General features: G+C 38.6%; 13 protein-coding genes. 6 read left to right on the plus strand and 7 right to left on the minus strand.

Annotated elements, in window-relative coordinates:
* The 3 genes from BXO88_RS15665 to BXO88_RS15675 form a co-directional block, all read right to left on the minus strand.
* Positions 1 to 1,015: tyrosine-type recombinase/integrase (locus BXO88_RS15665; protein ID WP_139355628.1), on the minus strand; the 1,015-nt coding region annotated here is incomplete at its 3' end.
* A gap of 127 nt (positions 1,016 to 1,142) precedes the next feature.
* Complete coding sequence (locus BXO88_RS15670; protein ID WP_330395187.1) at positions 1,143 to 1,421, minus strand: excisionase; 279 nt, start codon at positions 1,419 to 1,421, stop codon at positions 1,143 to 1,145.
* A gap of 102 nt (positions 1,422 to 1,523) precedes the next feature.
* Positions 1,524 to 1,763, minus strand: coding sequence for an excisionase (locus BXO88_RS15675; protein WP_078038662.1), 240 nt, complete (start codon positions 1,761 to 1,763; stop codon positions 1,524 to 1,526).
* A gap of 230 nt (positions 1,764 to 1,993) precedes the next feature.
* On the opposite strand from BXO88_RS15675, the gene BXO88_RS16745 reads away from it, so the two are divergent.
* Positions 1,994 to 2,620, plus strand: coding sequence for a hypothetical protein (locus BXO88_RS16745; RefSeq protein WP_206100006.1), 627 nt, complete (start codon positions 1,994 to 1,996; stop codon positions 2,618 to 2,620).
* A gap of 189 nt (positions 2,621 to 2,809) precedes the next feature.
* Here BXO88_RS16745 and BXO88_RS15685 read toward each other — a convergent pair whose 3' ends face one another.
* From BXO88_RS15685 to BXO88_RS15695, 3 genes are all read right to left on the minus strand, one after another.
* Positions 2,810 to 3,052 (minus strand): hypothetical protein, encoded by a 243-nt coding sequence (locus BXO88_RS15685; RefSeq protein WP_078038663.1) that lies wholly within the window; start codon positions 3,050 to 3,052, stop codon positions 2,810 to 2,812.
* Positions 3,053 to 3,107: 55 nt separating this feature from the next.
* Entirely contained in the window at positions 3,108 to 4,007 is a 900-nt protein-coding gene (locus BXO88_RS15690) for a DUF5688 family protein (protein ID WP_078038664.1), read from the minus strand.
* Between the two features lie 355 nt (positions 4,008 to 4,362).
* On the minus strand, positions 4,363 to 4,647 hold the full coding sequence (locus BXO88_RS15695) for a hypothetical protein (RefSeq protein ID WP_078038665.1): 285 nt from the start codon (positions 4,645 to 4,647) through the stop codon (positions 4,363 to 4,365).
* Positions 4,648 to 5,497: 850 nt separating this feature from the next.
* Here BXO88_RS15695 and BXO88_RS15700 point away from each other — a divergent pair.
* The 4 genes from BXO88_RS15700 (at position 5,498) to BXO88_RS15715 (ending at position 9,829) form a co-directional block, all read left to right on the plus strand.
* Positions 5,498 to 5,740, plus strand: a complete 243-nt coding sequence (locus BXO88_RS15700; RefSeq protein ID WP_078038666.1) for a DUF6730 family protein — start codon at positions 5,498 to 5,500, stop codon at positions 5,738 to 5,740.
* A 551-nt stretch (positions 5,741 to 6,291) separates the two neighbouring features.
* Positions 6,292 to 7,023 carry a hypothetical protein gene (locus tag BXO88_RS15705; RefSeq protein ID WP_078038667.1) on the plus strand — a complete coding sequence of 244 codons (732 nt, stop codon included), beginning with the start codon at positions 6,292 to 6,294 and terminating at the stop codon, positions 7,021 to 7,023.
* An 11-nt stretch (positions 7,024 to 7,034) separates the two neighbouring features.
* On the plus strand, positions 7,035 to 8,105 hold the full coding sequence (locus tag BXO88_RS15710) for a plasmid recombination protein (protein ID WP_078038668.1): 1,071 nt from the start codon (positions 7,035 to 7,037) through the stop codon (positions 8,103 to 8,105).
* A gap of 35 nt (positions 8,106 to 8,140) precedes the next feature.
* Positions 8,141 to 9,829: a type IV secretory system conjugative DNA transfer family protein gene (locus tag BXO88_RS15715; protein WP_168171750.1), complete on the plus strand. Its 1,689-nt coding sequence runs from the start codon at positions 8,141 to 8,143 to the stop codon at positions 9,827 to 9,829.
* Between the two features lie 166 nt (positions 9,830 to 9,995).
* On the opposite strand, the gene BXO88_RS15725 is transcribed toward BXO88_RS15715, so the two are convergent.
* Positions 9,996 to 10,649 (minus strand): hypothetical protein, encoded by a 654-nt coding sequence (locus tag BXO88_RS15725; protein WP_139355629.1) that lies wholly within the window; start codon positions 10,647 to 10,649, stop codon positions 9,996 to 9,998.
* A gap of 664 nt (positions 10,650 to 11,313) precedes the next feature.
* On the opposite strand from BXO88_RS15725, the gene BXO88_RS15730 reads away from it, so the two are divergent.
* Positions 11,314 to 11,550: a hypothetical protein gene (locus tag BXO88_RS15730; protein WP_078038672.1), complete on the plus strand. Its 237-nt coding sequence runs from the start codon at positions 11,314 to 11,316 to the stop codon at positions 11,548 to 11,550.
* Positions 11,551 to 11,577 lie beyond the last annotated feature (27 nt).

Here is an 11,577-nt window from a genome sequence, read left to right on the forward strand (position 1 = left end):
TATAAGGAGTAGAATCTTGGCAGAAAGTTTGGATTTTATTTAAGTTTGGATTTCTAAGTACGTGCATAGAGAATCTTGGAATACCCACACGGTCACAGTACTTAAATAACCCTGTATCATAGGTGCTATTTTTAACTGGTGTACCTTTTCTGCATAGAAAGACTATATCCTTCCATTCAATCGGTGTGACCTTCAAACTTCTATTTTTTGCTTTCTGGTTCTCTAGGATTCGGATAGCTTCATCTGTTAGCGGAATGGTGCGATAACCTGATTTACTCTTAGGTGGTCCCACTCTCCACTCTCCAACCTTATAGCGATATTCCATCGTCCTCTGAATCTTCATCGTGCGATTCTCGAAGTCAATATCTTCCCACTTAAGGCCAATCAACTCTCCGGTACGAAGTCCGGTCTGTAAAACAAAACGATACTGATTCTCGTAGCTGTATCCAACAACAGACTCCAAGAACTTCTTTTGAACATCAATAGTCAGGGCTTCTTTTTTCTCAGAAGGTTTACCCATATCGCTCTTTACTGATTTCTTGCAGGGATTTGCAAGAAGGACATCATTTTCTTTTGCGAACTCAAGCATGTTGAAAAGAGCGATTCTTGCCTGATAAATGGTAGAAGTCTTATATCCTTCCTCAGCCATTTTAGAGAATATTCTCTGGCAATGAACAGGCTTCACTTCTGTTAGAAGTTTGCTTCCAATAATACACCTAATATTGCGTTCGTATCTCTCAGTATAGTTTCTGACCGTGTTAGGTCTTACTGTCTGCTTCTTGATCCCTATCCAATAATCAAACCAGGCATCTACAATCATATCCGTAGGCTGGTCTAAATCACTGTGTTCATCAATATATGAAGCATCAGCAAGCCACTGTCTCACCTCTTGCAGTTTCTTGGATTTCTTTTGTCTACGTTTTCCGAATTTATCAACAAATCTCGCCTGATATGTACCATTTGAACGTTGAACAATTCCTTCTCCAAGTTCTTTACCCTTGAGATCTTTTCCCAATTCAGGCTCCTTTCTAAGTTAAAGAAGCCCCAAATTAGCGAGTAAATTATATACTAATCGGGACTTCTTTGCAATGTAGTTTCATTTTCTTAAGATTGTGCAACTGACGCTTGGTTTTGAGTTTACTTCATATCTCTATATTGGCTGCTATAAACTTCTCAAATTCTCTCCTCTTTACAAGCTTCTTCTTTCCTACATATAAAACAAATGGACACCGTGGTGAACGAAGCAGATTCTCCAATCTGTTTATACCAATGTTAGAATACTCCGCCGCCTCTTTTATAGTCAGCGCAAGCTTGTTATGGATTGGAACCCTCTCTATATTTGTTCCTGTTTTATTTTCCTCTTCATATCTAACAGCATTCATTTCCGGCTCTCTATACTCATTATCAACAGCAAGATTCATATCACCTCTCCCTTCCAAATATTATTCTAATAAAACCAAGTCTTTTATCTGCAATTTCTTCGCGTCTGCTTTCACGATCGACCTTCATTGGTACACACACCTTTAATACACGGTCAAAAATCCGCTCATCTTCAAGCCTACCGCATTGCCTAGATACTCTTCAAATTCAGTTCTTCTAGCAAGACGCTTTCTGCCAACATAAAGAAGAAAAGGGCATATTGGTTGCTTTAGCAATTCTTCTATTCTGTTTATTCCTATGTTAGAGTATTCAGCGGCTTCAATTATTGTCAGGTTTACTTTATGCCAGATAGGAACTTCTGACTTATTTCCATGTTCCTGCAAGTAAATCACCTCCTTACACCTTTAACATGGGTGAAAATTTGTAATAAGAAAAATTGCAATTATAGTTTTCAAAATAGCTATTATGTCCATTTAAATCACGGAATACCTTTCCGATAAATCCAAAGTAGATGAATGATGTAGATTCTGGAAATTATAGTTGCCTGGAAGCTTTAAAGAAAATATAATGTCTTCGCTTTGAAACTTATCAATTTACGGAAAGGGAAACAAAAATGAAAAAAGCTATATTGGGAACAGTCTTTGCTGCGATGGTATCGATTGTTTCAATCACATCTGCATTTGCCGGCCAATGGAAGGAAGATAATGGATCTTGGTACTATTACCATAGCGACGGAAGCATGGCTACTAACGAATGGGTAGGTAATTATTACCTCGGTTCCGATGGAGCAATGCTTTCAAACACCACAACACCTGATGGATTTAAAGTGGATGCAAACGGCGCCTGGATAAACGAAAACTTTGTTCCGGAATATAAATCTCTGATCAATACTTATGGATCTTCAAGGTTCAAGCTGTTCAGCGCTACATTTAAAAAAGAAGATTTAATTGATCACGGAACGTATTATGAAATCAAAAACCAGGATTTGCTGTATAGTCCTAGCGGAGAATTTGCTACTGATGAAGGTGATATTACAATACCTTACCACGGCAGCATCTATTTTAAGAAAAATGTGCCAGTAACGGAATACGACGGCGTTCATGTTAAAACTGTGACTGAAGCTCTAGACAACCCTGCTGATAATGCATATTTCAGCTATTCTGGGGAGTATATCTGGTGTCTTGATAATGCCGATTCAGATGGATTCTTTACATTTATATATGAGGGTGGCATTGGCTGATGATAAAATTATTTAAAACAGCTTATACGACATCAGTCATCACTCCCCTCCAAAACAAAAAAAATCATGTAAATAGCGCCATAAAAAGCGCTTGACATGGGGTAAGAATCAGTGCTAGCAACTGCACCGAGGCGGGTACATATCATATGCCTCCTGCAATTCCCGCCCCAAGCACTGGTTCCGGGCATGTCAAGCATCTTTTTCACGCAGAACTAGTTGTTCTCTCGAAAACAAATAACATTTACTCAAGTAAAATTGATTGTTCGAACCCTCGCCATCCTTTCTCCAAAGCATACATTCAATGCCACGCTCACCACTCTTGACAACAAAATCGCCCACCATGGCTGACCAACCACTAAGAGTATGCAGCTCAACAGACTCATCGCCAAAAACTTCAATAGCAACCTTCTTAATTATCTCATTATTCTTCATAAGCAACTCCTAACAAAATGATGCCCGTATTGGCCGATAGCGCAGCATGATATCATTAGGCCGAAATAAGTCCTTCTTCTGTATATCTATAGATATGATCACTAAGTCGATCTGGTACATCTACCTGACTCTCGTTTATATCCCTTACCAAATAATCCAAATCAGATATCCTCATCTTGTCATTCCTCGGAACTATAAGAACTTCATGTACACTGCTTGGAACAATATAAAAGTCTTTTCCAACCCTTTCTATTACCTTTGTCATCAGCTTTTTATTCAACAGCATCGATGCACCATATATTTTTGACTCGTTTGTCAACACGTATAAAGACTCCTCAGGAATCATATCTTTAGGTACTGCATCGCCTATAAGTCCCGTTAACATCTCAAACATGGTGACGAACACCCCTTCTGAATCTTCAAGATTCTTTATAGCTATCGCGTACAATTCCTCTGATGAGGCACCCCATATCTTTAACATTTCATTCGTGATAGGTATCGTCATTGAGCCTTCTTCATGCATTCCCAAATCGATTACAAATGTTACTGCAAGATCTGATATCATCACATGTGGTCTATTTTCAAGAATATCCTTGTTCCAATTACCACCTATCAACCGGGGCATAATCTTGTCCTGACAGCCAGATAACTCCGAAACCATATTCATATCTACCAAATCTGTGTCATCATGATCCATACGTACTTTCGCTATCTTTTGCAGTATCTGTTCCATCCCCTTACCACCTTCATATTCCTTATAAAAACTCTCTAGATATATCATCGGTGCCATTGCACTACCTACCTTCTTGATTAACAAACCTGTAAGCTTGACGTCATTATTCTTTGTTACAACACTAACACTTACCTCAGATGATCCAAATGTATCCGGTAACCAATTTTTGATACTGTTCATTACTGCATTCTTAAACTCTTCAAAATTCATTTTTCTTCTCATCTTTTTATCCTCCTAATGAGCATCTATATATCCGCGCCCCTGCGCCGCACTACCAGTCGAACAGTAGTCAAGACGTCCGTGTAAAGGGCTGTCCGATAGGCAGCTCCGTTTTATCCTTTATGCGGTCGGATTGACTGCTGTAGGGTAGTTAGCGGCAAAGGTGGTGGATATATTGCTCATTAGGAGTACGATCTTCTCCCCTCATTCCTTTTTCTTATTTTCTATAATTTTTCAAATAAATTCCAATGGAGGGTGCGTACCGGGCAAGGCGCACGTTTTTCGCGCCTGGGTGTTGGGGGCCGCCGCAAAAAGCCAAAGCTGATACTCCGACGAGAAATAAGAGATGTACAAGGGATCAACCCTTGTACAAGAAATTAGAACTGATATTGGTGATGTGACTTGGTAGTGATAACACCATTTCTTCAAGATTTTTACAGTCCTCTTTTATCTGTGTGCGAAGAAGTTTATAGAGATAGATCCTCTGACCTTTGCTTGTAAGGTCAAATCGGAAGGTGACCTCTGCATCTTCTCCGAAATCCTGGTTCCAATCGTTAAGTAAGATGCTGTCAAGATCGACTGCCTCGATGAGCACCTCATTATTATTTGCGTTGTAAGCTGATGATTTGATATCTACGTACATTATTATTACCGTCCTTTCCTTTGAGTGAATTTGTAGCTCGATTGCTGGCAATTCCTGTACTTCGCTGGTCTTGATGCGCAAGGATGCCGCAAGGCACATGTCTTGTCCTTGTACATCAAGACCATCGGAGTACATTGCCAAAAGCAACGAGGTGCATATCACTAACAAGAAAGGACGGTATAAATATGTTAGTAGCAAATCATTCGCAAAAAATAATTGGTCATCGTGTAGCAGTCGATCCGTGAAGGAAGGAAAACAGCCTCTGCAGAGGTCGCCTTTCGATTTGGCCGGGCAAAGGTCCGGGATGAAACAGAGCTTCGATCTATAGAGGACTGCAAAAATCAGAGGAAATGATGTTGTAACTACCTGTTCAGATGCTATGCAGCGGGCAGGTCAAGGTTGAGCCCCGCATATCAATCCATAACGCAGAGGACATCAGCTTCGACTTTCTTCCAATCCTTCCTTGTTCTGCCCCGTTTTAAGTAACTCCGCTACAGGGGCAAGTGGGCGGGAGCCGGGCGCCAACCTACTGGAAGTAGACGGTCGGAATGGTTCAAATATGAATTCTTTAAAAAATCAGCATATAAAAAACTTATATTCAAAAAACTCTAAACATAATTAATACAGCAGATTTTTTTTTAACAGAAATAAAACCCATAACATATATGAAAGCAAAAACTCAAAGGCACGAGAACTGTTAATACAAAACTTTAGCTATGAGTAGTCTTTCATAATATTTATGTAATCCAAAAAAACATGGAGGTAAAAATGAAAAGATTTCATAAAAATCCAACACAGATGATAAGGAAATCATCAAAAAAAAAGAAACTGAAGGAAAGGACTAAACACTATGAGTAAAACAAAGTCAATCTCAGATCTGGTAACAGAACTCCAGAAAGAAAATGAACGCTTGCAGTCACTCAACAAAATCTTTATTAAAGCGTGCAAAGCAGAGTTTGGCTACGATGTAGACACAATCCATAAAATGCTCGAAAAGCAGCGCATCTACGAAGAGCGTCGAGCGATGAAACAGCAGGGTAATACGGCTCCAACAGGAGCTGTATTGCAGGGACAGCCAGTCCCTGAGATGTGAGCTGTAAAGCGAACAGCTAACAGGGGGTAAAAGAGCGAAAGACAGTGAGCGAAACGCGAACATATCTTTAGCTCTTTTACAAACGGGGATGTGCCCCGTTTGATTTGCGAATTTACGAGCAAATCAATCAGGGATAGACAGAAAGAAAAATTATGAGCCCGGGCTCATAATTTATTCTTTTCTATCGTAAGGGACAGAGTCCCTTATGCCTGGGGGAAAGCCTCGCTGGGGGAACGGCTAGTTACCCCAAAAGAGCAAGATAAGCGTTGCGAAGCAACCTCATCGAAGATGAGCCCAAAGGGGCGTTGTCAGATTAGGATGAGCGTAAGCGATATCCATCTGACATATCTTGTATGGCAGATGACGGAAATGAGAGCACATTGGGAGACACGATGAAGGATATCTATCCGGGCAATTCTGGATGCTTAAGCATCCAGAAAGAGCCTGGATGATATCCGAAAAGTGACGACCTTTGTGCACGAGATTCCGGCAGATGCCGACACTATCTAACGCCTTTTACGGCGTTCAACATTATAAATAAGGAGAACAAAATGTTTAAACTTTTAGAAAAATTAAAGAACAGAAAAGCGGAAAATGCTGCTATTACACCAATCATAAAGAAACATCCTATGGCTGAAGATAAACATACAAAAAACATCCTCGATATGCTCAATATCGAATGCCCTGACATCGAATCTGTAGCATGTACATTTGAGGCTTTTGACTCCACTGTCGGAAAATCTATGGTAATGATACAAAAGAATTTCGTTCCTGATAAACTTCCTGAAGATGCAGGATACAGCGGAGGATATTATCTCGATGAACAAGACCGTATCTTCCTGTCTCAGAAGATCCCAATGGTATCGTTTAAAACTGGAACTTCTACCCTTTCGGATGCGACTCATGCCGAACTGGTTTTTACTATGGCTCATGAACTCCGACATGTCTGGCAAAGAAAGTATGAAAAGGGAAAATACTACTCCTATAACGCTACTGGGATGGATGTCATAAATGATCCTTCAGAGATTGATGCTGATGCATTCGCCATGGCCTATTTTTTCTCAGATAAGACTCCCTTCACTGGTAACGATCTCCCTAATACTCTCGAAAACATCTTCTTTCAATCGATAGCAGACGGTGGTAAAAGATTCCGTAGAATGAAGGAACTTGCAGAAGAGTATTCCTTGAATTATGAAGGCAAGCTCAAAGAAGCACGTTCGATTGTAGACTTAGCTGCCATAAACAGATACTTAAGGCTCATGAAGCTTAATGGAATGATCTAACGAGGTAATCTATGGCCAGTGAAGAAAAATTCACAGACGATGCTATGTGCAACATGCTCCGACACAATAACCGAACGATTTTGAATCATTCCAATAAGGACATTGATCCGGCACGTTCCGTGCTCAACTACTCTTTCACAATGGATCATGGTGGTCTATCTGACTACAAATATTACAAGCAGCTTGTCGGTGAAAATTACCTTTATGGCAGAGGCAGTAAACGGGAAAAAGATGCTGTAACCGGGTGCGGATGGGTTATAACCGCACCCAAAGAAATCGTCGGTGATCCTGTTAAAGAAAGAGCATTCTTTCAAGCATGTTTTGATTTCGTATCCAACAGGTACGGGTCCCAAAATATCATCAACAACGTAGTACATTACGATGAAGGTGGATCTCCTCATATTCACATAGTATTCTGTCCGGTCACTACACTAAACCACGATAAGGTCCGGTATAAAACGATAAATACCAAAAACGCAGTAAGGCTTGAATCCGGAAGATACGAATATGGATTTCGATTTAAGCTTGATAAAAACGGTGAACGGATACCTCTGAAAAACTATGCAAGGATGACCGATTACTATGATAAAAAAATCTCTGCTAATGATGTACTTAATAAGATTGAGTTGAGAAATTTCCATCCGGATCTCCAACGATATCTTTCCAATAACGGAGTTGCAGGATCTGTTATCACCGGAAAAACTGGTGGCACTAATTTTAGTGTGAAAACGTTGAAAGATTTCACACTAAAAACCGGACTGCATCTGGACAAAGTTCAGGAAATGGCCGGTGATAAATCTCTTCTAGAAAGCTACGCAGACAAGAACTCGAAATTGACAAATCTGGAAAATTTATTATCTGAAAAAAATCTTGAGATCCAAACTCTAAAGGAAGAACTCACTATGAAAGATAACCAGTTGAAGAATCTTGAGATTGCATTAGCTGAAAAGCATCACGAACTGAATAGGCAACAGTCAGAAATTGACCGTAGCTGGGGCCATAGTTCCGACAACTGGGGCGAACGGACACATTCTTCAGGCTGGGGCCGAGACACCACAATCAATACAGAAAATATCTGGTGATTATCTATCACCAGATGTAAAAAATGAGGTTTTTTATGAAAAAAAATAGATTTATAACCGCAGTACGGTTTTACCAACTGCCGGAAATCATCATCACGGGGATAATTCTTTTCCTTCTCCGTGACTTGATATTCCACCTAATCCTTTACATTACAAACATACCTATGAAAGATAAATTATATAATCTGACAAAATATGCTATCTACATAGGCATTCTCTACACATGGATCACCACATCATTCAAAATCCTTCGTAGTAGGAGATACAATTGGCTGACAGGCAGATCCTATGACTCAGATCATACTAACTTCAACAAGTCATACACATGGCTTGTTAATTTCTTTAATAATAACGATAGATATAAAATGGTCGTCGATTCTCTTCCCATCGAAGACTGGCACAATGCGGATGGGATTATCCTTTGTAAATACAAGGACAAGGCCGGGGATTATCATCTAGTCAAAAGAGATAGCTCCGCAAACGGTAATTTAATATCTTTCGGACTACCTGGATCAGGAAAGTCAACAACTCAGGCCGCAACTTCTTTCCAACGATTCAATTCCAGTTTAAAACCAGGCGGTTGCGGAGTTTTTGCTATATCTATAAAAGGAGACCTGCTTAACTTCGTCAAAAACGAGCGAAAAAATATAAAGGTATTCACACCCGACAAAGCCGAAGGCTCTTATCATTATGATCCACTTGCCGGTGTATCTAAAATGAATTTGACTGAACGACGATCCTTTATCGAAAATATGAGCATCATTATTTGTCCGGATGAGCCCGGCGAAAACAGCAACTATTTTGTTGGTGGTGCGCGTGATTACTTCTGTGCTATCGGATTATATCTCCTGTATCTACATGATACAGGGGAACGTGAAGGAGAGCTAAAATTCCCAGAAATCGTAGATACGATTCTCGCCACTAATGCCTTTGATACAACTCTCGAAATCAAAAACAGCGAATGTTCCATAGCCGCAGAATACTCAAATTCATACGAAGGATCCAATGAAAAGAATGTTGCCGGCATTTGGAACCATCTATGCAAATGTATCAGACCATTCAACTCCGGAGCTCTCAAGGTACTTTTTGACGGTAGAGAAAAATGTATCTCACCTGAGGATCTTAACTACGGAGATATAGTCATTGACGTTCCCCAAGACAAATATTCTATCTATGCTCCAGCCATGGCTATAATCGTCACTAATTTCTTGATGTCCTTCATGCGCCGTAATGATGTATCCTCTAACCAAAAAGAAGTGCCGATTCTATTTCTTCTAGATGAAGCAGTTCAGCTCAATCTAGATTTCAACATCCTTTCACAAGCCATGTCTACTCTGCGATCAAAAAAAGTATCACTATTCCTATTAATGCAGTCCATAGCCCAGCTCGAAGGAAGATACGGAGAGTCGCATGCACGAGAAATCATGGACTTATGTGCTTACATATCGGTATTTAACGCCCAGGACCCCAAATCCAGACAATACTTTCAGGAACTTGTAGGCAGACGAAAGATACTCAAGAGATCAACATCTCTTTCAAAAACAGCCAACAAAAATGACACGGCTGGAATAACTGTATCCGATGAGGAAGAATATATATTTGACGCTGCTGATTTTGGGGATCTCAATGTTCACAGCAAAAAAACTGGAAAGATTATAAAATACCAAGTCCTAGTCTATGCCAACGGTAAATATATATTAGGTGAAACAACACCGTGTTTTTAAATAATATCATCATGATATCATACTTATTCTTAAGATAGGTATAACCACCTTCACCATTGAGATAGGCAAGCACAACCTCCTTTTTGAATTCAAAAGAATATTTAGACATAAAAATACCGACCTCCAATCGTTAGATTTTTTGGTCTAACTTTTGGAGGTCGGTACATTAGAGGTCCTTTTTTATTTGATCTGTGATATCTATACCAGAATACTTTATAACGGCCGCTATAGTTTCAGGATCTTTAATCTCTCCGTGATACAATGTCTTAAACTTATCTCCAACTATCTCCAAATCAGATACTGCATATTTACATAGCGGTAAAGGTCTTAAAATCATAAGATGATCTCCATAACGAAATGATGAGCTCAAAGTATTATTAATGTTATCTAACCTAGTAGACCATATCCCAAATTGATTATAGCAGTCAAAAACTATATTGTTGTCTTTCAGCATTTTTTCATAATCAATCCATTTGCGACCACATTCTGAACGCTCAATCTCTTCAGGTCTATCTTTCCAATACATCTTATAATATATGTCTTTTAAAAAAATGCCTCTCTTCAAACCATATTTTTTGTATTTTGATAAAGCAGTTAACAAACTATCATTGTGTAAAATCAAATTATTTAAATTTTTATATGATGGTTCCCAACCCGAAAAGTCTATAGAAAGATCTTCTTTATCTCCTTCATCTATGCTTACATCCTTATCTTCTAAGTTGATAATCACACTATTATTAACAATCTGATACTTTCCAAAAGCAAGTTTTAACCTGCATTTGTATTTATCTTCAATTGATGCATCCATGAATTTGATCATATATAATAAATTCCTTTCCACAGATATCATAAAACCACTCTGACAAAAAACTATTTATTTAACTTATCCACTAAAACGTCTTCAAAATCTCGACTATATTTTTTGATCTGAATTACCGCGACTGCTTTGTCTTTATATACCACTTATCCCCCTTCTCTGTCTAGGTAAAAGCTATCATACTCTGCTCATTCTTGACACACTACCAAATATTATCATATCGTCTGCCTGAATATTTCTAAGAAGCTTTATTTAATTCTAATTCAGGGTGATCCTTCTTTATTCTAGTATTAGCTTCTATAAAGATTATAGTTTCTGGATAAGCTTTTTTAATATTCCTAATCAGACGTTCTATATTCTACTGCAGGGTACTTATCCGACAATATTCATATATTTTCATCTGTTTATCCTAATATTAATTCTAACAATTGACTTTTTTATCTTCGGATTTTTAAATCTTTTACGCTTAAGCTTAATCACTTTTGATACAGCTTTGAGTAACGTTAGATTAAATTCTCACCACATTTATTTTTTAAACTCCTATAACTTCCTTTCCTGTTCTTGATTGTAACTGATTAAATACAATTATAAGTACTGTCGTTTAATTTCCTTCAATTTTTCACCCATATTAATTAAATAAGACTAAATAACAAAGGAGGAATAATCGATGTATTTACAGCTTAACAACTCTAATACTATCCCCAAAATTATAATTAACTATGATAAATATATATCAGAAGATAGGACAGCGATCTCTCAGCTTTTAGATAAACTTATAAATAGTAAAGCTACTGATGCTCCAAAGAACGGTCAGGAAATACTCATGACCGCTGATTGTGGTGCCGGAAAAACTTATGCCATCGCAGAAGACATTTTTTGGTTATTCGTCAAAAATAGTGGGTAACCATTGATTCTTTTTCGGAAGTTTAGT

Source organism: Oribacterium sp. C9 (assembly GCF_002007235.1).
Classification (GTDB): Bacteria; Bacillota; Clostridia; order Lachnospirales; family Lachnospiraceae; genus Oribacterium.